Consider the following 22,673-nt stretch of genomic DNA (forward strand, 5'->3'; position numbering starts at 1 on the left):
CGTATTCTTCACGGCAGTCAATGATTTGCCCAACATCAGCGTGACAGCGGTCCGGGGACCCCGGGCGCCGTCGTTACGCTGGCGGGATGACGGGAGCTCTACGGGTGAGTGCACAGAGCGCGGCCGGGCCGCCCCCGGCAGGCGAGCCGTCCCCGAGGCTCCGGCCGCAGTCGCTGATGCTGACCTACCTCGGCAACTACGTGCTGGGGCGGGACATCGCGGTGTTCTCCGGAAGCTTCATCGACACCTTCGCCCGCCTCGGCGTGGGCGAGCACGCCGTCCGGTCGACGCTGACGCGCATGGTCCGCCGCGGCCTGCTGGCGCGGCACCGCGAGGGGCGCCGCATGCACTTCGGGCTCACCCCGAGGTCGGAGGGCATCCTGCACGACGGTGAGGACCGCGTCTGGCGGCGCGGCGTGCTCAACACCGACTGGGACGGCAGCTGGACCGTCCTCGCGTTCTCCATGCCGGAGTCGTGGCAGCGCGTCCGGCACGACCTGCGCGCCCGGCTGACCTGGGCCGGGTTCGGGTCGCTCGGCAACGGCACGTGGATCGCGCCGTCCCGGGTGGACGTCCGCCCGATCGTCGCGGGCCTCAACCTGAACGGGCACCTGAAGGTGTTCGCCGGCCCGGCCGAGGAGCCGACGGACGTCCCGCACATGCTCCGCGAGGCGTTCGACCTCGACGGGCTCGCCGCCGGCTACCGCGCGTTCCTGGACCGCTGGGACCGCCCCGACCCGCTCCCCCACGCCCCCGACGACCTCGCCCGCTACCTGTGGATGACCACCGAGTGGCTGCAGCTCGTCCGCACCGACCCCCGGCTGCCGGTCGAGCACCTGCCCGCCGGGTGGCCCGCCGTCCGCGGCCAGCAGGTCCTGCTGGAGCTGCGCGACCGCTACGAGGCGCCCGCGCGGCGCCTCGCCGACGCCGCGATCGAGTACATCCGGGTGGGCTGACCCCCGGCCGCCGCTGCATGACCGGCCCCTTTCGCGGGTACGCCGGGTGCCCGGGTACCTACGGAGGTGAACGGCATGTCTCTCGGAGCCGGCGACCCGGCGGACCACCCCGGCGGCGACACGCTGGAGGTGCGCAGCGAGGTGCGCGGGCCCTGCCTGCTCGTGCAGGCGGAGGGTGACCTGACCATCCTGACGGCCGACCGGCTGCGCGAACGCGTCCTCGCCGACATGCGCGAGCTGACGGGCCCTCCGCTGGTCGTGCTGGACGCCTCCCGGGTCGGCTTCTGCGACTCCTCCGGCCTGAACGCGCTCATCATCATCTGGAAGGCCGCGCACCGGGCCGGCGGCGAGTTCGTCCTGGCCGGCCTGGACCGCCGGTTCCGCACGATCATCGAGCGCAGCGGCCTGGACCGCCACCTCGTCGCCCACCCGACCGCCGAGCAGGCCCTCGACGCGCTGGCCGCGGACTAGCGCCCGCGGGCGGCGCACCCCGCCGCCGCGCACGCCATGCGCCGGTCCCGCGGAGGCTAGAGTCGGCCGCACCATGACCAGCGACCCGACGAGCGACCGGACGAGCGACGACGACCTGCTCAGCCTGCTCACCGCCGGCCCGGAGAGCGAGCCGCAGAGCGGCCGCATCCTGGACGCGGCGCTGCGCTGCTTCGAGACCTACGGGCCGCGCCGCACCACGATGGACGACGTGGCCCGCGAGTCCGGGCTCGGCCGCGCCACGATCTACCGCCGCTTCCCCACCAAGGGCGACCTGGTCACCGGCGTCCTGCTGCGCGAGGCCCGCCGCTTCTTCGCCGAGCTGGACGAGGCAGTCGCCGCGCTCCCCACCCTGGAGGAGCGCCTCGTCGAGGGGTTCGCCGTCGCCCTGCGGATCAGCCGCGAGCAGCGGCTGGTCAACCGCCTGCTGGTCGTCGAGCCGGAACTGATCCTGCCGCACTCCACGGTGAAGGCGGGGCCGCTGCTCGCCGCCGCCCGCGGCTACATCGCCGGCCGCCTGCGCACCGCGCAGCGCCTGGGCGCCGCCCCCGCCGGCGTCGACCCGGAGGTCGTCGCCGAGATCCTCGTCCGCCTCACCCACTCCCTCGTCCTCACCCCCGAGGGCCACATCCCCCTGGACGACGAGGGCGCCCGATCGTTCGCCCGCCGCTACCTCCTCCCCATGGTCGTCCGCTCCGCCCCCTGAACCCCGCGTTGCGTGCATTAATCAACAGTCGTAGAGATGTACGCGTACGACGCGATGTGATCCACTAGAAGCACGACATAAACCAATAACGGACGACCGATCGGGCGATTGCCTCACCACGCGCGGCAGGGGGTCTGAGCTCTCCGATGAATCGACCGGTCAGGGCCTCTTCCGGCCAGGCGCCCGCGATACGGCACCTGAAGGTCGTCCGGGAACTGCTGGACTGGATCGGTACCCTCGCCGCCGTCCCCGCCTTCCTCCTCCTCTTCCTGGCGTCCCACTGGCTGGCCGCCGTCGCCGCCGGCGCACTGCTCGCCGCGGCCGGCGCCCGCTTCCTGGCGTTCCGCCGCCGCCTCGGGTACCTGGAGCGCCGCAGGCTCCGCGCCTACCACCGGGCGGAGGTCGAGGCGCTGGCCGCGCGTCTCCCGGTCGAGGGGAGCGCGTCCCCCCGCACGCACGAGGAGCGGCTGCGGGCCGGGTTCGGATTCGTCGACCCGTTCTTCTCCGGATCCGGCGCCCTGCGGGACGGCGGCCCGATCGTGGACGTCGTCACCGACGTCCTGCGCGGCGGGGACCGGGTCATGCTGATGGGCGAGCCGGGATCGGGGAAGTCCCTCATCGCCGGACTCGTCTTCGCCCGCCTCGCCGACGAGTTCGCCGCCTCGCCCCGCACGGCCCGCTGCCCCGTCTTCCTGCAGCTCAACGCCATGAGGCCGCAGACCCAGCCGCCGGACGCGGGCCTGACCCGGGCGGAGGAGCAGGCGCTGTGGCTCAAGGAGCAGCTGGCGGTGAAGGTCGCGCTCCCCGAGGTGCCCAAGCTCGCCAGGCTGCTGGACGACCACCGCATCGTCCTGGTCTGCGACGGGCTCGACGAGGCCCCGGTGATGCGCTCACCGCACCTGCTGACCAGCATCGTCCCCGAGAGCCTGTTCGGCCTGTTCCGGGTCCCGTCCCTGCTGACCTCCCGCACGGCGTTCTACAGCATCTACGTCGACGCCACCGAGCTGATGACCGGGTTCGGCAACGCCGGCCGCCTGCTGCCGCTGCGCTTCGAGGAGCAGGGGACGGCGTTCCTGCGCTGGTACGCCGCGGCCCAGCGGCGTCCGGAACTGGCCGGGGAGCTGATCAGGATCATCGGCGGGAACCCGTCCCTGCGGGAGGCCGTCGCCAGGCCGCTCATCCTGCGGATGACCGCCGAGGTGCTGCTCGACCTCGTCCTCCGGGACCACGACGCCGACGGGTTCCTGTCCGTCGGCCACGGCGGCGAGACCTCGGCGATCTACAGCCGGTACGTCGACAAGTGGCTGCAGCGCGAGCAGGCGAAGGAGCCCTCGAAGCTGACCTGGTGGCAGAAGGGCGAGCTGATCGAGTGCGTGGCCTGGGAGATCTTCTCCAAGTCCCTGGCGTCGGGCCGCGGCTGGGGGCACTTCGAGCTCAAGGACCTGCTCATCGAGGCCGACGAGCTGCGCCGCATCGCCGGGCGCTGGCTGGAGTCGAACATCCTCGTGGACGGCACCGTGGACGAGGTGTGCCGGGAGCTCGTCCACCGGTCCTTCCTGATCATCTCCAACGACCGGCGGCGGTACCGGTTCGTGCACAAGTCCTTCTTCGAGTTCTGCGCGGCGCGGCACGTCGTCAGGTGCCTCGACGAGCGGCGCGCGGAGAACCGGGCGGACCGCACCGAGCTGCTGCTGCACCCGCTTCCGGACGAGGTCATCGACTTCGTCCGCGAGCTGCTGCTCGTCGTCTCCGCCGACCCCGACAAGCGCGCGGCGACCGAGGCGACGTTCCTCGCGGTGCTCAACAAAGTGGACATCGACGCGGGCACCGGCCACCTGATGGCCGCGCAGCAGGCCGCGAACCTGCTGCCGATCGTGGCGGACGCGCACACGATGGACCGCCTGCGGTCGGGCGACCTGTTCCCCGAGCACCCGTTCCTGCAGCGCGCGGTCGCCGTGGCCGACGCCCTCCACCACGACCGGCACGACCTCCTCGACGCGTTCGTCAAGCGGATGGAGACCGACCCCGAGGCCGTGTCCTTCCACATGGGCTACAACCGCATCTACTACGGCGACCAGGCGTACGGGGACGGGGTGTGGGTCGACGACAACCACCCCGAATGCGGGCGGTTCTTCCGGGCCACCGTCCGGCACCTGAAGGTCCCGGCCTACCGCCGCATCCGGGTCATGGACCTCTACACGCTGCGCGTCCTGCTGCGCAATCCCGACCGCCGCCGGTACCTGCTGGAACGGGAACTGGCGGCGCTCGGCGAACTGGTGGCGCTGGTCGGCGAGGCCGATCCGGGCCTCGGGCCCGAGTTCGACCGGCAGCGCGTCCTGCTCGGCTCAGAGCTCAGGGAGCTCCTGCCGGAGACCCCGCCGGCGTCAGAGCCTCCACCAGGGGAAGAGTGACCGCCGCGGACCCGGCGAAGCTGAGTTCGGGGAGGTCGGCGAGGCGCCGCACGGGCCGCCCGTCGGCTCCCGTGATCTCGGCGCCGGCCTCCCGGAGGATCAGCAGCGAGCCCAGCAGCTCGGTGCCGCTGCACTGGTAGACGGTGATCGCGTCGAGGCCGCCGCGCAGGTAGAGGAAGACGTCGGCGGTCGGCGCCCAGGTCGAGAAGAGGCGCCGGCTCCGCTCGTGCAGGAGCGAGGTGAGCGCGCCGAGGTGGCCGTCGCCCTGCGTGTGGTACCCGGCCCAGAGTGCGGTGGCGGGCAGGCCGGCGCACGGCGGGGCCGTCCGCGCGAAGGGCCGCCCGTTCACGGTCACGCCCCGGCCCCGCACGGCGCACGCGACGTCGCCGGTGTGCGCCTCCCCAATGGCGGCCACGACCGGCTCGCCCCGGTGGCACAGGGTCACGGCCGCGCCGTAGACGGGCAGCCCGTAGGCGTAGTTGTTGGTCCCGTCCAGCGGGTCGACGAGCCACACGTGGTCGGACCCGCCGTAGAGCGTGCCGGACTCCTCGGCCTCGATCGTGTGGCCGGGGAACCGCTCGTGCAGCGTCGCGACGATGATCCGCTCGGCCTCCCGGTCGACCTCCGTCACGACGTCGCCGCGCGGGCCCTTGACCTGGACGTCCAGCGTGCGGCCGAAGTTCGCGCGGGCCACCTCGATCGCCGCCGCCACCGCCCGCCGGGCCACGTCCGCATGGAGGTCCGCATGAAGGTCGGCGTCGTCACGCATCTGCCCAGCCTAAGCCCCGGCGGCCGGGCGCGCCGTGATCGCGGCCGCCACACTTTAGGCTGTCGCGATGCGGAGTGTCGTGCTGGCTTCTGCCTCTCCCGCCCGGCTGCGGATCCTGCGCCAGGCCGGTCTGGACCCGGACGTCGTGGTGAGCGGGGTGGACGAGGAGGCGGTGACGGCCGACTCGGCGCCCTCGCTCGTCGCGGAACTGGCCCGCGCCAAGGCGTCCGCGGTCGCCGCCATGGTCGACCGCGGCGCCCTGGTCATCGGCTGCGACTCCGTCCTGGAGTTCGACGGCAGGCCGCTCGGCAAGCCCGGGTCGGCCGAGGAGGCGGCCGGCTGGTGGCGGGCGAGGCGCGGCAGGACGGGCACGCTCCACACCGGCCACTGCGTCATCGACACCGCCACGGGCGAGGCCGCGGCCGCGACGGGGAGCACCCGAGTGCGTTTCGGCTCCCCCGGCGACGACGAGATCGCCCGCTACGTCGCGACGGGCGAGCCCCTGCGGGTCGCCGGCGCGTTCACGCTCGAAGGTCTGGGCGCCTGGTTCGTCGAAGGGATCGACGGGGACGCCGGGAACGTGATGGGCCTGTCCCTGCCGGTGCTGCACCGGCTGCTCGGAGCGGTCGGCGTTCCGCTGACCGAGGTCTGGCCCGCGTCCCGGCACGGCTGAAGGCCCTCCGCCGCGCCCGCTCACCGGGCGGACGCGTCCCCCGCGGGGAGGGTGATGGCCAGGGTGGTGCCCCGGCCCGGTGGGCTGTCGATGGTCACGGTGCCGCGGAGGGCCCGGACGCGGTCGGTCAGGCCGGCGAGGCCGCCGCGCGGGGACGGGGCCGCGCCGCCCGCGCCGTCGTCGCGGACCTCCGCCGTGATCTCGGCCGGGCCGGAGCGGACGGTCACCTCCACCGTGCCGGCCCCCGCGTGCTTGACGGCGTTCGTGAGGGCCTCGCAGAGCGCGAAGTACAGGGTCGACTCGATCTCGGGCGGGAAGCGGTCGGCGGGCAGGTCGAGCCGGACCGGTACCGGGGCGCGGGACGCGACCAGCTCCATGGCCGGGCCCAGGCCGGCGTCGGCGAAGATCGCCGGGTGGACGCCGCGGGCCAGGTCGTCGAGTTCGGCGACGGCCTCGGCGAGTTCGCGGCGGCAGATCTGGGCCTGCTCGCGCGCCGCCGGGTCGGCGGCGGCGTCCTCCAGCCGGGCGAGGGTCTCCTCCAGCGCGCGGAGCCGGGCGCGGGCGCTGCGCTGCAGGTCCGCGGCGAGCCGCTCGCGCTCGGCGGCCTGGACGCGGACGAGGAGCTCCTGCGCATCGCGGGCCCGTTCGAGGTTGGCCTGCGCGGCGGCCTCCAGCCGGACGGTCTCCAGCGCCCGGCCGCCCGCGGTCAGCGCCGCCTCGACGAGCGGCTCGTGGTCGCGGAGCGCGGCGGCGACGTCGACGGTGGCGAGGGGCTCGCCGCCGGACGTGCGCACCTCGTGCCGCCAGCGGCCCGGCCCCGGTTCCAGCGGGGCCTCCATCCGGCGCCCGTCCACCCCGACGTAGCCGTCCTCGGCCCACAGCCACAGGTCGAGGGTGCCGTCGCCGAGGACGCTGCGCAGCGCGTCGCGGACCTTCTCCACCGAGACCGGGGCGGTGAGGCGGTGCATCCGCTCCGCCACGGTCAGCTCGGACAGGCGGGCGCGCAGCGCGGTGAACAGGAAGACGATCGGCAGCGTCGTGGCGCAGAACCCCTGGACGAAGTAGACCTTCAGGACGTCGTCGAGGGTGACCGCCGTGCCGAGGAGCGTGCCCTGGACGGCCAGGGCGATGCTGACGCCGACCGTCACCGCCACCACGACGGGCACGGTGAACGCGCGGTCCAGCCGCCCGGTCCGGGGCACCCGCGCCAGCAGCAGGACCACCAGCGCACCGGCGAGCGCGACCATGGCGACCGTCACGGCCCGCTGGGCGCAGCGGAAGACCTCCTCGTCGGGGTGGACGGACGGCCAGGCGGCCGAGGAGGCGAAGCCGTTCCAGCCGGGCCGCGACACCGCGCACAGCAGCGCCTGCCCGCCGACCATGACGACGACGGCGGCGGCCGTCCACAGCCGGGCGGCGGTGCCCTCCAGGCGGCCGCCCGGGTACATCACGACGCCGATGCCGATCGCGACGAAGAACACCGACTGGGCGAACAGGGAGACCACCGGCGCCGCGCCGGCGTTCCACGCCCCCGCCCAGGTGACCGCCCATGCCGCCGCGGCGAAGACGAACGCCGCGCCCGTCCGCCGCCCGAGCCGGCCGGCGGCGAGCAGCCCGCCGGCGACGGCGAACCCGCCGCAGCAGGCCAGGGTGACGACGGCGGCGACGGGGTGCCCGCGCCAGTACGGCCAGCCGCACGCCAGCGCGGCCGCCGCGACGGCCGCGCCCGCGCCCAGGGCGCGGCGGACCCGCGCGCCCAGCCACAGCGGCCAGCGGGGGACGGCCCTCAACCGCGTTCCTTCCGTGTCGTCCCGGGAAACCACCGTCCGGGAGTGGGGTTTTCCCGGATGTGCGGGGCACGCGGCACCGCGAGCATGGAAGCGTGCCGGACGCGGCTCCCTGGCACGGGGCCCCGGCACGGGCTCGCGGCGCGTGCCGGTGGCGTGCGGGGGCCACCACCGGAGCCACCGACTCCACTCCCGCGGTCAGTGTTCCGCACTCGGGGCGGAAACTGGGAGGGCCCGTTACCCGATTGATGCGCGCGGGGCGGGCGTCAGCGCGTCTCGGCGGCCCGCAGCCAGGTGAGGACGGCCAGCACCCGCTTGTTGCTGTCCTGCGGCCCCGGCGGCCCGCCCGCCGAGGCGATCTTCAGCTTGGTGAAGATGGCGCGGACGTGGTCCTCGACCGTCCGGGCGGACAGGTGCAGCCGCTTGCCGATCCCCGCGTTCGAGTGGCCCTCCGCCATCAGCGCCAGGACCTCCCGCTCGCGCCCGGACAGCCGGGACAGCTCCTGCTCGCGGTGCCGGGCCTCGACGAGCCGGCTCACCACGTCCGGGTCGATGACGACCTCGCCGCGCATCACCCGCTCCAGCGCCGAGCGCAGGTTGTCGACGTCGGTGACGTGGTCCTTCAGCAGGTAGCCGACGCCGCGCGGCTGGTCGCGGAACAGCTCCATCGCCTGCGGGGTCTCGTTGTAGGCGGACAGGACCAGGACGCCGAGGCCCGGGTGGCGCTCCAGCAGCCGGCGGGCGGCGACGACGCCCTCGTTGCTGAACGTCGGCGGCATGTGCAGGTCGACGATCGCCACGTCGGGCGGATCGCCGGCGACGCGCGCGAGCAGCTCCTCGCCGGAGCCCGCGGACGCCACGACCTCGATGCCGACCGTGGTGAGCAGGGTGACCAGCGCCTGCCGGAAGATCCCGCTGTCCTCCGCCACGGCTACTCGCATGGAAGGTCCATCCTCACCGTCGTGCCCCCGCCGGGACCGCCTCCGACCGCCACCTGCCCGCGCAGCGCCCGGACCCGGCCGGACAGCCCGGCGAGGTCGGCGGCGGGGTCGCAGGGCCCCGCGCCGTCACAGGTCATCTCCGCGGCCAGCCGGCCGTCCTCGTGGCCGACCCGGACATGCACCTGGCTCGCGTGCGCGCGGTCGACAGCGTACGACAGACTCTCGCAAAGCACCGAGTAAAGCGTGGACTCGATCTCGCGGGAGAACCGGCGCGGGGCGATGTCGAGCCGCACCCGGACGCCGATCCGCTCGGCGAGCACCTCCAGCGCCGGGCCGAGCCCGTCCTGGACGAGCAGCGCCGGCTGCACCTCGCGGGCGAGCGCGCGCAGCTCGGCCAGCGCCTCCATCAGCTCGGCGCGGCAGTTGCGGGCGTGCTCCTTCACCGCCGGGTCGTCGGTCACGGCCTCCAGCGTGCCGAGCATCGCGCCGAGCGCGAGGAGCCGCTGCTGCGCGCCGTCGTGCAGGTCGCGGGCGAGGCGCTCGCGCTCGACGGTCTCGGCGCGGACGAGCCGCCGGTAGGCGGCGCGGACCTGCTCCAGGCCGGCGTGCACGCTGGCCTGCAGCCGCGCGGTCTCCAGCGCCCGGCCGCCCGCGGCGAGCGCGGCCTCGACCAGCGACTCGTGGTCGCGGAGCGCGCCGCCCAGCTCGACGACGGCGAGCGGGTCCCCGGCGGCGCTGCGCACCCGGCGCCGCCAGCGCCCGTCGGCGCCCGCGCCGGCGTCGCCCTCCGGGTCGAGGTCGACGGGGTGTCCCGCGGTGTCGACGTAGGTCTCCTCCATCGGCGCCCAGAACCACAGCTCCAGCGTCGGGTCGTGCAGGACGTCGCGGAGCGCGTCCCGGACCCGCTCGACCGAGATCGGCGCGGTCAGGCGGAGCATGCGGCCGGCGACGGTCAGCTCGCTGATGCGGACGCGCAGCCCGGACGCCAGCAGGGTCAGCGGGACGAGCACGATGACGGCGCCCTGCACGACGTAGACGCGCAGGAGGTCGTCCAGCGGGAGCGAGTCCTCCATGATCGGCTTCTGCGTCAGCGCGGCCAGGATCGCCACGAACCCGACGGCGACGGTGACGGGGAGGGTGAGCAGCCGCCGCATCCGGCCCATCCGCGGCAGCCGCAGCATCAGCACGAGGGCGAACGAGAAGGCGAGGACGACGTACAGGGTGCCGGAGACCCGCAGGACGATCCGGAAGACGTCGAGGTCCGGGAACGGCGCGGGCCACCACACCGATTCGCCGCGGAACGCCGCCCACTCCGGCTTCGAGGTGACCCACAGCGCGGTCGGGCATCCCCAGAGGACCACGCACGCCAGGACCGTCCAGATCCGGTCGGCCAGGTACTCCAGCCGCCCGGCCGGGTAGAGCAGGACGCCCACGGCGAGCGCGAGGTAGAAGGTGGCCTGCGCGTACGGGGACATGATCGGCCCGATGGTCGCGTCCCAGCTCGCCGCCCAGTTGACCGCCCAGCAGACCGACGCGACGGTGAACAGCAGCCCGGTGCGGCGGGTGCGGCCCCCGGTGGAGAGCAGCACGCCGTCCACGGCGATGGCGGCGCAGCCGACCAGTGTGATCGCGGCGGCGGCCGGATGGTGCCGCCAGTACGGCCAGCCGGCCAGGAGCGCCAGCCCCGCCACCGCCAGCCCGGCGACGAGGGCGCGCCTCGTCTCCGCGCCGAACCACGGTGGCGACCTGCGCCGCCGCGGTGCGGAAATCACCACGACCACCCTCTCCATGCTCGGACCTCGGGGGGCGTCCTGCCACCGGAAACCCACGGGGCGGCGCTCCGTGCTTTCCCGGACGCGGCGCCGGCCGGACCGGCCGCACCGGAATTGTTCCCCATTCGCCGCCGTCCGCACAGCGGCGTTATCCGATCGATGCGCGTGCCGTTCCGGCGTTTCCGTCCCGATCTTGCGGGGCCGGAGTCCCGCGCCTCCGGGACCATTCGGGACGCGCACCCCTTGACTCGGGACGGCCGCCCGCCGCAGCGCCGGTCAGCGGCCCTTTCAACACCCGATGAAAGGAATTCACATTCACCGGGGAAACCCGGTCTCCGGTCCGGGTTCGCCTGGGTTGCCGGAGAAGGCGTGCAATGCCAGGATCGTTTCCCGCGAACAATGGGGGCACGGAGAAAGGGGCGCGGGGGGATGAACTACGAGACGGCCGTGCGCGGCGGGGGGCCGGGGGCCGGGGGGCCCGTGCTCGCCGGCGCGCCCGGGCCGCTGGTCCCGGCCGCCGGCCGGGCGCGGGTCCGGCCGCGGTACCGGGCGATCCTGGCGGTGGACATCGAGGGGTCCACCGCCCGCACCGACCCGGTCAAGGCCGAGTTGCGGCGCACGCTGTACAGGCTGCTGGAGGAGGCGTTCAACCGGGCCGGAATCGGGCGGCGGTACCGGGAGGAGTACGTCGACCGGGGCGACGGCGCGCTGGTGCTGGTGCACCCTTTCGACGAGGTGCCGAAAACGCTGCTGCTGCACCCGGTGATCCCGATCCTGTCCGCGCTGCTCGCCGAATACAATTCGGCGCAGACGATCTCCCCGGGCGGCGACCGGCGAATTCGCGTCCGGGTCGTCGTGCACGCCGGAGAGGTGCACAACGACGGGCACGGCAATTTCGGCGAGGCGCTGGACGTCGCGTTCCGGCTGCTCGACTCGGCGGAGGCGAAGGACGCGCTGCGCCGCACCCGCGCGCCGCTGGTGCTGGTCGTGTCCGAGGACATCTACCACTCGATCGTCCGGCACGGGTACGAGGGGATCCGGGCCGACTCCTACGTCCCGCTCGTCCGGCTGGAGGTGACCGGCCGCAGCCACCAGGGCTGGGTGCACGACCTCGGCGGCGGGACCGGGCCGGCGCGCGCCCACGGGCGGGCCGCGCGGGCCGGCCTGCCCGGCTGGCGGCGCCGGCTGCGCGCCCTGTCGGTCAGCGGCGGCGGCCCACGCCCGCCAGGGTGAAGGTGCGCTCCGGGTGCGCGGCCCGCGGCGCGGACGGGTCGGGCCGCCACTCGGGCGTGTAGGTCAGGCCCGGCTCGACGAGGTCGAAGCACCCGACGATGCCGAGGATCCCGGCCCGGCCGCGGCCCCAGAAGTGCCCGCTGGTCGGCTTGAACACCCGGCCGACGTCGCCGCCGGACTCGGGCTCGGGCTCGTGGGTGATGTGCGTGAAGACCAGGTGGCTGCCCGGCGCGAGCGCCGCGTGCAGGCGGCGGAGCGCGGCGGCGGCCGCGTCGTCGTCCTCGATGAAGTGCAGGACGCGGTCGAGGACGACCGCCACCGGCCGCTCGAAGTCGATGAGCGCGCGGACCTCGGGGTCGTCGGCGACGGCGTCGGGGCGCAGCGGGTCGCACCGCACGAAGGCGGCCCGCCGCGTCCGGGCGAGGAGCGCGCGGGCGTGCGCGAGCACGACGGGGTCGCCGTCGGCGAACACGACGGTCGCGTCGGGCGCGGTCTCCGCGGCGACCTCGTGCACGTTCCCGCTCGCGGGGAGCTTGCTGCCGATGTCGATGAACTGCCGGACGCCCTCGCGCGCGAGGAACCGGACGGCGCGGCCGATGAAGGCGTGGTTCTCCCGCGCCGCCGTCCGCGCCTCCGGGATGACGTCGAGCAGCCGCTCGGCGACCTCCCGGTCCGCCGCGTAGTTGTCCTTGCCGCCGAGCAGGTAGTCGTAGATCCGGGCCGTGTTGGGGGTGGCCAGATCCACGTCGGCGGGAGTCCACCTCTCATCGGCCATTCGCAAACTCCGCTCATCCCCGGTCCGATGATCGTCTCATGGGACGCGGAGCGTCCGCATCGGGACCGATCGTGGGCGGGGCGCCGCGGCGCTACTCGTGCGGGGCCGGGCGGGCGCCGCGCGGGGATCCGGCCGCGGCGTTCTTGTGCGCGCGGGCGGCGCGCTCGATCTCGGCCGCGTCCGCCTTCTCGCTGATCAGGGTGAGGATGCGCTCGTGCTCGGCCACCGAGCGGCGGGCCCGCCCGGGGGCGTAGGCGAACGCGGAGCGGCGCATGTGGTCCAGGCGCGTCCACTCCGCCTCCAGCAGGGACCGCAGGTGGCCGTCGGGGCAGTGCTCGTAGATCGAGAAGTGGAACTCGCGGTTCAGCGCGGTGAACGCGGCCGGGTCGAACTCCTCCAGCGCCTCCGCCATCCGGTCGTTGATCTTGCGGGACGCGGCGACGTCCCCGGCCGACATGGCCGGCGCGGCGATCGCGGTGGCGTAGCCCTCCAGCCGGGCGAGGATCTGCAGGGTGTGCTCCACCTGCTCGTCGTCGAACACCGCGACGCGGGCGCCGACGTTGCGCACCACCTCGACGAGCCCGTCGGACTGCAGCCGGCGCAGCGCCTCGCGCAGCGGGATCGTGCTGACCCCGGTCTCGTGCGCGAGCTGGTTGATGACCAGCCGGTATCCGGGCACGTAGGTGCCGTCGAGGATGCGCGACCTCAGCAGCCCGTAGCAGAACTCCGCCTTGCTCTCCCTGGTCTGGGCCTGCTTCTTCGCGGCACTCACCCGGTTTCTCCCATCCCACTCGTCAGCCCATCATTCTTGCCGACGGCGAAGACGGGAAGAACCTTCGCGTCAGCCGGGCCGCCCGCGGGCGGACGCCGGACCGGCCGGTGCGGAACCGCCCTAGTCGGGGAGCATCGGGACCTGTACGCCCTGGTCGCGGCCCAGCAGGACGGCGCGGGTGATGGCGGACGAGCCGAAGCGTCCGCGGACGCCGTCCACCGCGCCGTCCACGGCCATGGCCTGGTCGAACGGGAGCGCGAGCTGGACGGCCCGGTCGTCGTGCAGGTTGCCCAGCGAGACGCCGATCAGCGTCAGGCCGCGCTCCTCGATCAGCGGCGCGGCGGCGGCCAGCAGGCGGCGCGCCGCGGCGAGGATCGCGGAGGTCTCGGCGGTCGCCTGGGGCATCGTCCGGGAGCGGGCGGCCCGGGTGAAGTCGCCGAAGCGCAGCCGGAGGGTGACCGTCCGGCAGACGCGCCGGGCCTTGCGCAGCCGGCCGCCGAGCCGGTCGGCCAGCCCGACGAGCAGGGCGTCCAGCTCCTCGGGCGACCGGCGGCGGCGCCCCAGGGCGCGCTGCGCGCCCATGGACCGGCGGCGCGCGCCGGTATGCACGGGGCGCGGGTCCCGGTTGAGCGCGAGGGCGTGCAGGTGGCGGCCCGCTCCCGGGCCGAGCATCGACACGAGTGCGGACTCGGGCATGTCCGCCACGTCGCCCACCGTGGCGACGCCGAACCTCGCGAGCTTGGCCGCGGTCGCCGGCCCGACGCCCCACAGCCGCCGCACCGGGAGCGGGCGCAGGAAATCGAGCTCGCCGTCCGGCGGCACGACCAGGAGGCCGTCCGGCTTGGCGACGCCGCTGGCGACCTTGGCGAGGAACTTGGTCCGCGCCACCCCGACCGTGATCGGGAGGCCGACCTCCTCGGCGATCTCCCGCCGCAGCCGGGCGGCGACGTCGGCGGGGTCCGCGCGCAGCCCGTCCACGTCGAGGAACGCCTCGTCGATCGACAGGCCCTCGACGAGCGGGGTGGTGGCGCGGAACACGGCGAACACGGCCCTGCTCGCCTCGCTGTAGGCGCTCATGCGGGGCGGGACGACGACCGCCCGCGGGCAGAGGCGCCGCGCCTGGCCGCCGCTCATCGCCGTCCGCACACCGTGGGCCTTGGCCTCGTAGCTCGCCGCCAGCACCACGCCGCCCCCGACGATCACCGGCCGCCCGCGCAGCGCCGGGTCGTCGCGCTGCTCGACCGACGCGTAGAACGCGTCCAGGTCGGCGTGCAGGATCGTGGCGCCACCGGACACGAACATATGTTCGCATACTCGGCGTCGCCGCAGGCCGGGACGGGTCGGCGAATCTCGTGCCCGAGAAGGGGCACGGGCCCGTGGCGGCGGGTGCCGCCACGGGCCCGTTGGGGTGGGTCACTCGTTGAACAGCCGGCCGTAGTCGGCCATGGCCAGGGCCACGTCGGCCTGCGCCCAGAACCGGTGGTAGGTGAACACCGGTGCGGTCGAGGTCTCGCCGTTGGCGTACGCCATGACGCGCTGGTAGTCCGGGTCGCTCTTGTAGAAGGAACGGATGGACATGAAGGTCGAGCTGGAGTTGATCGGGTCGCCGTTGGGCATGGTGCCCGTCCAGCCGGACGGGATGTAGACCGGGTCCAGGACGCGCGAGTAGTCGGCCTTGGTCTCCTGCACCGAGACGCCCTTGCTGTCGGTGTGCTTCCAGATGGCGTCCAGCAGGTCCTTGGCGGCCTGCTTGGCGTCGTCGTCGCCGGACTTCGCCGCGTAGTACGTCAGGGTCTTGGCGTACGCGGCGGCCACGCCGACGTCGTTGGTGTAGTCCTGCACGGAGACGTGCAGGTCGTCGTTCGCGGGCGGCATGCCGCTGGAGGACGACCAGTCGGCGTCCGGCTGCCCGGTCCACTTGAGCGTGGACGGGATCTGGATGCTGCCCGTGGACGGGTCGACGGTTGTCTCCGACAGCGCCCAGTCCACCCACTTGTCGAGGATGGCCTTGGCGTTCGAGTCACCGGTGACCTGGTAGTACTCGGCCACGCGCTCCATCGACCACGCCTGGAACCCGAACCACTGGTTGCTCGGCGGGTCGTGGTAGACGGGCTGCCAGTCGTAGGCCATGCCGTAGAACTTGGTCAGGCCGGTGGTCGGGGTGCTGTAGCTGCCCTCCCAGCTGTTGGTGACGCCGCCGGCGATGCCGCCCTCGGCGGACTGCAGCCACTTGTAGAGCTGCAGCTGCCGGGTGAGGCTCGTGGTCCAGTCGGACTTGGCCGTCGAGCCCTTGGGCGCGAGCGCGGGGTCGTTCACCAGCGCGTAGGCCGCGAGGGGGTTCTGGTACCCGAAGTGCGAGGCGCCGTCGCCGATGCGCCAGGCCCAGCCGGCGTTCGTGTCGGTCGCGCCGCCCCACGCGTAGTACCAGGACAGCAGGTAGTGCTCGCTGTTCTTGCCCGACCCGGCCGGGCAGGACGAGGCGGGGTAGCAGTCGCCGATCTTCTTGAAGTACTTGTCGAAGAACGAGTACCGCAGGTAGTCGCCCATCTTGCCGGCCTTGGCCACGGTCGCCGAGACGTCCCCGGCCTTGCCCTGCTCGTCGGCCCAGACGTTCGCCCAGTACGCGGCCTGGATGGCGCGCGCGTCGGCGTCCGGGGCGTCGGTGAACTTCCACTGCTTGGCGTAGGACGAGTCCTTGATGAACAGGTCCAGGTAGCCGTTGGTGCCGCCGAACGCGAACTTGTCGCACGTCGGCTGCGGGACGGTCTCGAACACCGACTCCTGGGAGCCGCGCTGGTAGGTGTTGATGTAGGACGGGCCGTCTGCGTCCGGGCCCTCCTCGCAGCCGCCGCCCGGCGTGTTGCCGTAGCCGTACACGTTGTCGACGTCCTGCAGCCAGTGCATGCCGTAGATGTCGTCGGTGCCGTAGGCGGACTTAAGCTCGCCCGCGATCGGGTCCTGGCCGACCGGGATGCTGCCGTCGATCTGCGACGGGTAGTCGCTCGGCAGCGGGTGCTCGGCGGCGTAGGTGGCGGGCTTGGACGGGTCGTAGAAGGAGTTCGTCGGCTGGTCCGCGTGGGTCGGGATCATGTACTCCTCCATCAGCGCCCAGGCGGCGTTGAAGGGGTCCCAGTTCTGCGTGACCTTGCCGTACATGGCCTCCAGCCAGATGAGGTAGCTGTAGGCCTCGGACGTGGTCTCGTGCCCGTGGTCGGGGGCCTCGACCATGAACGTCTCGACCGAGTGGTACGGGATGCCCTCGGGGCTGAAGTACCCGTTCGCCGGGTCCTTGATCTTGTTGTACTGGTCGAGGAACCGCTGCGTGTAGGTGTCGCCTCCGGTGGCCACCTCGGTCGCGGTGACCTCGGCCGCCGCGTACCCGTCAGCGGAGGAGGTGAACGTCGCCTGCCCCGTCCCGGAGTCGTCCGCGGCGATCGTCACGTTCTGCGCGGTGGACCAGTTCTGCGGGGTGAAGGTCAGCGTCCCGCCGCCGGCCACCGACAGGCCGCTGTTCCCCGCGGTGCGCGTCGTCGTCACGGTGACGTCGGAGGACGGCGCCTCCGACAGCTTCACCGCGAACGTGGCCGTGGAGCCCTGCGCGACGGTCAGCGTCGCGGGGCTCGCCACGATGCTCGCCTCGGCCGTCACCGTGATGCCCACGGGCTCGGACTCGGCCGTCCCGCCCGCGCTGTCGGTCACCTTGGCGTAGATCGAGTAGTCGCCCGCCGCCGACGGCGTCCAGTTCAGGCTGTAGGGGGAGCTGGTGTCGGCGCCGAGCGAGCCGTCCTGGTCGAAGAACTCGACCTTGGACACCGACGCGCCGGTCCCGGCGGTCGCGGTCGCCGCGAGCGGCACCGAGGCGCCCACCGAGTACGTCGCCCCGGCGGACGGGCTGGTCAGCGTCACCTTCGGCGCGGACGTGCTGCCGTTGCAGGGCGTGCCGTTCAGCGTGAACGCCGTCGGGTCGGCGTTCGTCCCGCTGTAGGTGAACTGGGCGCCGATGTTCAGGGTCGCCCCGCTGGCCAGCGACCCGTTCCAGCTCTCGTTCTGGACGGTGATGTCCTGCCCGGACTGCGACCACTTGCCCGACCAGCCGTTGGCCAGCCGCTGGTTCCCCGAGTAGGAGTACTTCAGCGTCCAGCCGTCCAGCGCGTCGCCCTGGTTGGTGATGTCGATGCTCGCCGTGAAGCCGCTGCCCCAGTCGTTCTTCGTGTAGACGACCTTGCACGCGGCGGCCGCGGAGGCCGCGGGCGCCAGCGCGCCGAGGCCGCCGCAGAGCAGGGTCAGCGTCGCGCCCACGGCGGTGAGCGCGCGCCATCGTTGCCGTCTTCTCACATCGGTTCCTTCCTGAGTCGCCCGCCGTGCGGGCATGACGGGCTCCACCGCCGGCGGACTCCGGCGGTGGCGTCCCTTCAAGGGGCGCGCCCGGGACGGGACGCGCGTCAGACCGGGGCCGTCAGCCGGACTCCCGGATGATCAACTTGGTGCGCAGCACGACGCCGCGCTCGGTGTTCGGCCGGCCGCCGGTGCAGGCGCGCAGCTCGCGGGCGAGCCGGGCGCCGAGGTCCTCGGCGGGCTGCCGGACGGTGGTCAGCCGGGGCCGCACCTGCCGGGCGACGGGTGCGTCGTCGAAACCGACGACCGCGACGTCGTCCGGCACGCGGCGGCCGGCCCGGCGCAGCGCGCTGAGCGCGCCGACCGCCATCTGGTCGGACGCGGCCAGCACGGCGTCGACGTCCGGGCGGCGCTCCAGCAGCCGGCGCATCGCGCGCTCGCCGGACAGCCGGCCGAAGTCGCCCTGGCAGACCAGCCCGTTGACGCCCATCCCGGCCTCCCGGGCGGCGAGCCGGTAGCCGGCCAGCCGGTCGACGGCCGCGCCCATGTCGGCGGGCCCGGCGATCGTGCCGATGCGGCGGCGGCCGGTGGTGAGCAGGTGCCGGACGGCGGCGTGCGCGCCGCCCCTGTTGTCGACGTCGACGTACGGCAGCGCCACCTCGTCGAGGGGGCGCCCGGCCAGCACCACGGGCGCGCCGGACGCGGCCTGCACGAGCGGGGCGACCTGGTCGCGGCGCGCGCCGACGAGCAGCACGCCCTCGGCCCGGCCGCCGCGCAGGTAGCCGGCGGTGGCGCGCCACTCGTCCGGGCGGCCGGCCATGAGGACGACGAGCGGCGCGCGGCCGTCCAGCTCGCGCCGCACGCCCCACAGCAGGCGGGCGTAGTACGGGTCGCCGAGGACGCGGCAGGCGTCGTCGCACACGACGGCGGCGATCGTGCCGGAGGACTCCCGGTCGGGGGAGCCGCTGCGGCGCCGGACGTAGCCGAGCCGCTCGACGGCCGCCTCGACCTGGAGGCGGGCCGACCGGCTGACCCTGGCCGAGCCGTTGAGCACGCGGGACGCCGTCGCGGGCGACACGCCGGCGAGCTGTGCCACGTGGGCGAGGGTCGGGGGGCGGTCGGGGAGGGCGGGGTCTTCGGGGTGGGTGAGGGTCACGCTTGGGCACTCCCTTCGGGGGTTCCCGGGCCTTAGCGGGGTGGACCGGGTCGGGGAGTAGTGGGAGCGCTCCCAAGAATCGGATCGGACGCCGATTGTGTCAAGTGTCACAGGCCAGGCGGATTTTGGAAATCCCTCCGCCCGGCATCGCGCGCGCGAGCCGCCGTGAAAATCCGTGAAAGGAATGGAACAGGTCTTCCATGTCGCGTCCGGCCCGTTCTACGTTCACCGCAGTCCAGGAGTGGGAGCGCTCCCAAGCTGAAACATCCGACGTGAAAGCGAAGGTCCATGAGATCGCCCTCCCCGCGTACCGCCGCCATCGCCGCGCTCACCGGCGCGGTCTGCGCGGCGGGATCGCTCGTCGCGGGCACGGGGGCCGTGCTCGGCGCGCCGGCCGCCCACGCGGCCGTCGCCTGCCAGGTCGACTACAGCACCGACGACTGGGGCACCGGCTTCACGGCAGCCGTCACGATCACCAACCGCGGCCCCGCCGTCAGCGGCTGGACGCTGACGTACTCCTACTCCGGGAACCAGCGCCTGGCGAACGGCTGGAACGGGCGCTGGTCGCAGTCCGGCCAGACCGTCACCGTGGTGAACGAGAGCTGGAACGGCTCCCTCCCGACCGGCGGCGCCGTCCAGGCCGGAGCCCAGTTCAGCTACAGCGGCGCCAACGACGACCCCACCGACTTCGCGGTGAACGGGACGGCCTGCAACCAGGACACGGAACCGTCCGAAACACCGCCGACGACGCCGACGACCACCCCGCCGACCACTCCCCCGCCCGGCGGGGCGGCGCCGGAACTGGAAGTCTCCGGCAACAGGCTCGTGGACGCCTCGGGCGGCACCGTGCGGCTGCGCGGGGTGAACCGGTCCGGCGGCGAGTTCGCGTGCGTCCAGGGCAACGGCATCTGGGACGGCCCGATGGACGCGGCCTCGGTCGAGGCGATCAGGAGCTGGAACGCCGACGCCGTCCGCGTGCCGCTCAACTCCGACTGCTGGCTGGGGCTGTCCAACGTCGACCCGGCCTACCGGGGGGCGGCTTACCAGAAGGCGGTCGGCGACTACGTCGCCCTTCTCGAAAAGAACGGCATCACGCCCATTCTGGAGCTGCATTGGAGCCACGGTCTGTGGACCGGGAATGACAACCATTGCGCCACGGCGAACGCCGAATGCCAGAAGCCGATGCCGGACGCCGAATACGCGCCCGAGTTCTGGCGGCAGGTCGCCGCCGCCTACAAGAACGACACGGCCGTCGTCTTCGACCTTTTCAACGAGCCGTATCCGAACAATCTCCAGGTCATGGACTACGCCCAGTCGTGGAAGTGCTGGCGCGACGGCGGCGCGGAGTGCACCGGCCTCACCTACGAGGCCGCCGGCATGCAGGACCTCCTCGACGCGGTCCGCTCCACCGGGGCGCAGAACGTGGTGATGGCCGCCGGCAGCAGCTACTCCAACGACCTGTCCCAGTGGCTCGCGCAGAAGCCCTCCGACCCCACCGGGAACCTCGCCGCCGCCTGGCACTCCTACAACTTCAACTACTGCAAGGACGCGTCCTGCTGGGACCAGCAGCTCGCGCCCGTCGCCGAGCAGGTCCCGCTCGTCGCCGGGGAGATCGGCGAGAACACCTGCGGCCACTCCTACACCGACACGCTCATGGCCTGGCTGGACCAGCACGGCGCGTCCTACCTCGGCTGGACGTGGAACACGTGGGACTGCTCCTCCGGCCCCTCCCTGATCAGCTCGTACGACGGCACCCCCACCGCCTACGGCGCCGGGCTCCGCGACCACCTGCGGTCCGCCGGCTGACCCTCCGGCACGCCACCGACCCTCCCGGCACGTCCCCTGCCCCTCCGGCAAGAGAGATCCGCTCAACCAGATGGAGGAAACCCGCATGAAGCACCCCCCTGCGCGCAGGAGGCCCGGCGCCCGGCGCCGCGGCGTATCGGCCGCCGCGGCGGCCGTCCTGCTCGCCTCAGGCACGGTCGCGCTGGCCCAGGCCCAGGCCAGCGCGGCCGCCGGCTGTACCGTCGACTACACCGTCAACGACTGGGGCAGCGGCTTCACCGCCGAGGTGAAGGTCACCAACCTGGGCGACCCGCTCAGCAGCTGGACGCTGGAGTGGGACTTCGCCGGCAACCAGCAGGTGACGAACGGCTGGAACGGCACGTTCTCCCAGTCGGGCAAGCACGTCACCGTGACGAACCCCAGCTGGGGAGGGACGCTCGGCACTAACGCGTCCGCCACCCCCGGATTCCAGGGGACCTACTCCGGCTCGAACGACAAGCCCACCCAGTTCAAGCTGAACGGGACGGTGTGCGACGGCTCGACGGGCGACGACGACTCCGAGCCGCCCACCACGCCGCCGGTGACCCCGCCGCCGGACGGCGACCGGGTCGACAACCCCTACGCCGGCGCGAAGGTGTACGTGAACCCCGAATGGTCCGCGCACGCCGCCGCCGAGCCCGGCGGCTCCGCGGTCGCGAACCAGCCGACCGGCGTGTGGCTGGACCGGATCGCCGCGATCAACGGCGTGAACGGCGGCATGGGCCTGCGCGACCACCTGGACGAGGCGCTCGACCAGGGCGCCGACGTCATCCAGCTGGTCGTCTACGACCTGCCCGGCCGCGACTGCTCCGCGCTGGCCTCCAACGGCGAGCTCGGCCCGACGGAGCTCGACCGGTACAAGACCGACTTCATCGACCCGATCGCGGAGATCCTCGGCGACTCCAAGTACGCCGACCTGCGGATCGTCACGGTCGTGGAGATCGACTCGCTGCCGAACCTGGTCACCAACACGGGCAGCCGGCCGACCGCCACCGAGAACTGCGACGTGATGAAGGCGAACGGCAACTACGAGAAGGGCATCGCCTACGCCCTGCAGAAGCTCGGCGCCCTGTCGAACGTCTACAACTACATCGACATCGGCCACCACGGCTGGATCGGCTGGGACGACAACTTCAGCCCGACCGCGCAGCTGCTCGCCGACACCGCCGACATGTCCGGCTCCAAGAACAACGTGGCCGGGTTCATCACCAACACCGCCAACTACGGGGCGACGAAGGAGCCCTATTTCTCCATCAACGACTCGGTGAACGGCACGTCGGTCCGCCAGTCGACGTGGGTGGACTGGAACCGGTACGTGGACGAGCTGTCCTACGCCCAGGCGTTCCGCCAGGAGCTCATCGGCAAGGGCTTCGACTCCGGCATCGGCATGCTCATCGACACCAGCCGCAACGGCTGGGGCGGCTCCGACCGCCCGACCGGGCCCGGCCCGCAGACGGACGTCAACGCCTACGTCGACGGCAGCCGGATCGACCGGCGCATCCACCTCGGCAACTGGTGCAACCAGGCCGGCGCGGGCCTCGGTGAGCGGCCGAAGGCCGCGCCCGCGGAGGGCATCGACGCCTACGTCTGGATCAAGCCTCCGGGCGAGTCGGACGGGGCCAGCGAGGAGATCCCGAACGACGAGGGCAAGGGCTTCGACCGGATGTGCGACCCCACGTACACCGGCAACCCGCGCAACAACAACCACATGAGCGGCGCCCTGCCGAACGCGCCGCTGTCCGGGCACTGGTTCTCCGCGCAGTTCCAGGAGCTGCTGCAGAACGCCTACCCGCCTGTCCAGTAACCCTCCGAGGAAAAGGCCCCGTGACCCGCTCCCGGTCACGGGGCCTCTTCTCGTCCCCGAGACGCCGCCGAACCGAGCCGGGGACCGCGACCCGGAACAGGCCGTCCGCCCGCCTCACGAGCGAAACCAGCGCGCCCCAAGGGCGAACCCGGCGCGCCGCGCACACGGGGCCGGCGCGCCCCGCATCCGGACTCGGCGCGCCCCGCATCCGGACTCGGCGCGCCCCGCATCCGGACTCGGCTCGTTCCGCGGCTGACGCAACGCGCCCCA

Annotated in this window: 17 protein-coding genes; 8 read left to right on the top strand and 9 right to left on the bottom strand. The window is 73.4% G+C overall.

The window, feature by feature from the left end; genetic code table 11:
* Positions 1-104: 104 nt before the first annotated feature.
* From ACIWVC_RS03720 to ACIWVC_RS03735, 4 genes are all read left to right on the top strand, one after another.
* Positions 105-956: a PaaX family transcriptional regulator C-terminal domain-containing protein gene (locus ACIWVC_RS03720; RefSeq protein WP_396448573.1), complete on the top strand. Its 852-nt coding sequence runs from the start codon at positions 105-107 to the stop codon at positions 954-956.
* A gap of 75 nt (positions 957-1,031) precedes the next feature.
* On the top strand, positions 1,032-1,427 hold the full coding sequence (locus ACIWVC_RS03725) for an STAS domain-containing protein (RefSeq protein ID WP_396448572.1): 396 nt from the start codon (positions 1,032-1,034) through the stop codon (positions 1,425-1,427).
* Positions 1,428-1,500: 73 nt separating this feature from the next.
* Positions 1,501-2,151: a TetR/AcrR family transcriptional regulator gene (locus ACIWVC_RS03730; RefSeq protein ID WP_396448571.1), complete on the top strand. Its 651-nt coding sequence runs from the start codon at positions 1,501-1,503 to the stop codon at positions 2,149-2,151.
* 146 nt (positions 2,152-2,297) lie between these two features.
* Positions 2,298-4,562, top strand: a complete 2,265-nt coding sequence (locus ACIWVC_RS03735; RefSeq protein WP_396453790.1) for an NACHT domain-containing protein — start codon at positions 2,298-2,300, stop codon at positions 4,560-4,562.
* Here the strand turns inward: ACIWVC_RS03735 and ACIWVC_RS03740 are convergent.
* Positions 4,504-5,331, bottom strand: a complete 828-nt coding sequence (locus ACIWVC_RS03740; protein WP_396448569.1) for an inositol monophosphatase family protein — start codon at positions 5,329-5,331, stop codon at positions 4,504-4,506. The genes ACIWVC_RS03735 and ACIWVC_RS03740 overlap by 59 nt on opposite strands.
* A gap of 67 nt (positions 5,332-5,398) precedes the next feature.
* Here ACIWVC_RS03740 and ACIWVC_RS03745 point away from each other — a divergent pair, with 67 nt between their 5' ends.
* Positions 5,399-6,004, top strand: coding sequence for a nucleoside triphosphate pyrophosphatase (locus tag ACIWVC_RS03745; RefSeq protein WP_396448568.1), 606 nt, complete (start codon positions 5,399-5,401; stop codon positions 6,002-6,004).
* 20 nt (positions 6,005-6,024) lie between these two features.
* On the opposite strand, the gene ACIWVC_RS03750 is transcribed toward ACIWVC_RS03745, so the two are convergent.
* The 3 genes from ACIWVC_RS03750 to ACIWVC_RS03760 all read right to left on the bottom strand — a co-directional run bounded on the left by ACIWVC_RS03750 (position 6,025) and on the right by ACIWVC_RS03760 (position 10,522).
* Positions 6,025-7,794, bottom strand: a complete 1,770-nt coding sequence (locus ACIWVC_RS03750) for an ATP-binding protein (RefSeq protein ID WP_396448567.1) — start codon at positions 7,792-7,794, stop codon at positions 6,025-6,027.
* Positions 7,795-8,057: 263 nt separating this feature from the next.
* Positions 8,058-8,732, bottom strand: a complete 675-nt coding sequence (locus ACIWVC_RS03755; protein ID WP_396448566.1) for a response regulator transcription factor — start codon at positions 8,730-8,732, stop codon at positions 8,058-8,060.
* Positions 8,723-10,522: a sensor histidine kinase gene (locus tag ACIWVC_RS03760; RefSeq protein WP_396448565.1), complete on the bottom strand. Its 1,800-nt coding sequence runs from the start codon at positions 10,520-10,522 to the stop codon at positions 8,723-8,725. The genes ACIWVC_RS03755 and ACIWVC_RS03760 overlap by 10 nt, the downstream gene beginning before the upstream one ends.
* Positions 10,523-10,933: 411 nt before the next feature.
* On the opposite strand from ACIWVC_RS03760, the gene ACIWVC_RS03765 reads away from it, so the two are divergent.
* Positions 10,934-11,737 carry a hypothetical protein gene (locus tag ACIWVC_RS03765; RefSeq protein WP_396448564.1) on the top strand — a complete coding sequence of 268 codons (804 nt, stop codon included), beginning with the start codon at positions 10,934-10,936 and terminating at the stop codon, positions 11,735-11,737.
* Here ACIWVC_RS03765 and ACIWVC_RS03770 read toward each other — a convergent pair.
* The 5 genes from ACIWVC_RS03770 to ACIWVC_RS03790 form a co-directional block, all read right to left on the bottom strand.
* Positions 11,706-12,512 (bottom strand): SAM-dependent methyltransferase, encoded by an 807-nt coding sequence (locus ACIWVC_RS03770; protein ID WP_396448563.1) that lies wholly within the window; start codon positions 12,510-12,512, stop codon positions 11,706-11,708. The genes ACIWVC_RS03765 and ACIWVC_RS03770 overlap by 32 nt on opposite strands.
* Before the next feature lie 91 nt (positions 12,513-12,603).
* A complete protein-coding gene (locus tag ACIWVC_RS03775; RefSeq protein ID WP_396448562.1) occupies positions 12,604-13,284 on the bottom strand; it encodes a GntR family transcriptional regulator in 681 nt (226 codons plus the stop codon).
* Between the two features lie 120 nt (positions 13,285-13,404).
* On the bottom strand, positions 13,405-14,580 hold the full coding sequence (gene dinB / locus ACIWVC_RS03780; protein ID WP_396448561.1) for a DNA polymerase IV: 1,176 nt from the start codon (positions 14,578-14,580) through the stop codon (positions 13,405-13,407).
* A gap of 117 nt (positions 14,581-14,697) precedes the next feature.
* Positions 14,698-17,619 carry a glycoside hydrolase family 48 protein gene (locus tag ACIWVC_RS03785; RefSeq protein ID WP_396448560.1) on the bottom strand — a complete coding sequence of 974 codons (2,922 nt, stop codon included), beginning with the start codon at positions 17,617-17,619 and terminating at the stop codon, positions 14,698-14,700.
* Between the two features lie 121 nt (positions 17,620-17,740).
* A complete protein-coding gene (locus ACIWVC_RS03790; RefSeq protein ID WP_396448559.1) occupies positions 17,741-18,775 on the bottom strand; it encodes a LacI family DNA-binding transcriptional regulator in 1,035 nt (344 codons plus the stop codon).
* A gap of 288 nt (positions 18,776-19,063) precedes the next feature.
* On the opposite strand from ACIWVC_RS03790, the gene ACIWVC_RS03795 reads away from it, so the two are divergent.
* A complete protein-coding gene (locus tag ACIWVC_RS03795; protein WP_396448558.1) occupies positions 19,064-20,581 on the top strand; it encodes a cellulase family glycosylhydrolase in 1,518 nt (505 codons plus the stop codon).
* Between the two features lie 85 nt (positions 20,582-20,666).
* Entirely contained in the window at positions 20,667-22,403 is a 1,737-nt protein-coding gene (locus ACIWVC_RS03800; protein ID WP_396448557.1) for a glycoside hydrolase family 6 protein, read from the top strand.
* Positions 22,404-22,673: the final 270 nt, after the last annotated feature.

The sequence above is a fragment of the Actinomadura sp. genome, assembly GCF_044508335.1.
Classification (GTDB): domain Bacteria; phylum Actinomycetota; class Actinomycetes; order Streptosporangiales; family Streptosporangiaceae; genus Spirillospora.

What these genes read in the sequence shown, in the direction of transcription:
- ACIWVC_RS03800 (WP_396448557.1), top strand. Translation starts at nt 20,667, where the DNA reads ATGAAGCACCCCCCTGCGCGCAGGAGGCCCGGCGCCCGGCGCCGCGGC.
- ACIWVC_RS03730 (WP_396448571.1), top strand. Translation starts at nt 1,501, where the DNA reads ATGACCAGCGACCCGACGAGCGACCGGACGAGCGACGACGACCTGCTC.
- ACIWVC_RS03745 (WP_396448568.1), top strand. Translation starts at nt 5,399, where the DNA reads ATGCGGAGTGTCGTGCTGGCTTCTGCCTCTCCCGCCCGGCTGCGGATC.
- ACIWVC_RS03755 (WP_396448566.1), bottom strand. Translation starts at nt 8,732, where the DNA reads ATGCGAGTAGCCGTGGCGGAGGACAGCGGGATCTTCCGGCAGGCGCTG.
- ACIWVC_RS03760 (WP_396448565.1), bottom strand. Translation starts at nt 10,522, where the DNA reads ATGGAGAGGGTGGTCGTGGTGATTTCCGCACCGCGGCGGCGCAGGTCG.
- ACIWVC_RS03765 (WP_396448564.1), top strand. Translation starts at nt 10,934, where the DNA reads ATGAACTACGAGACGGCCGTGCGCGGCGGGGGGCCGGGGGCCGGGGGG.
- ACIWVC_RS03725 (WP_396448572.1), top strand. Translation starts at nt 1,032, where the DNA reads ATGTCTCTCGGAGCCGGCGACCCGGCGGACCACCCCGGCGGCGACACG.
- ACIWVC_RS03795 (WP_396448558.1), top strand. Translation starts at nt 19,064, where the DNA reads ATGAGATCGCCCTCCCCGCGTACCGCCGCCATCGCCGCGCTCACCGGC.
- ACIWVC_RS03735 (WP_396453790.1), top strand. Translation starts at nt 2,298, where the DNA reads ATGAATCGACCGGTCAGGGCCTCTTCCGGCCAGGCGCCCGCGATACGG.
- ACIWVC_RS03740 (WP_396448569.1), bottom strand. Translation starts at nt 5,331, where the DNA reads ATGCGTGACGACGCCGACCTTCATGCGGACCTCCATGCGGACGTGGCC.
- ACIWVC_RS03770 (WP_396448563.1), bottom strand. Translation starts at nt 12,512, where the DNA reads ATGGCCGATGAGAGGTGGACTCCCGCCGACGTGGATCTGGCCACCCCC.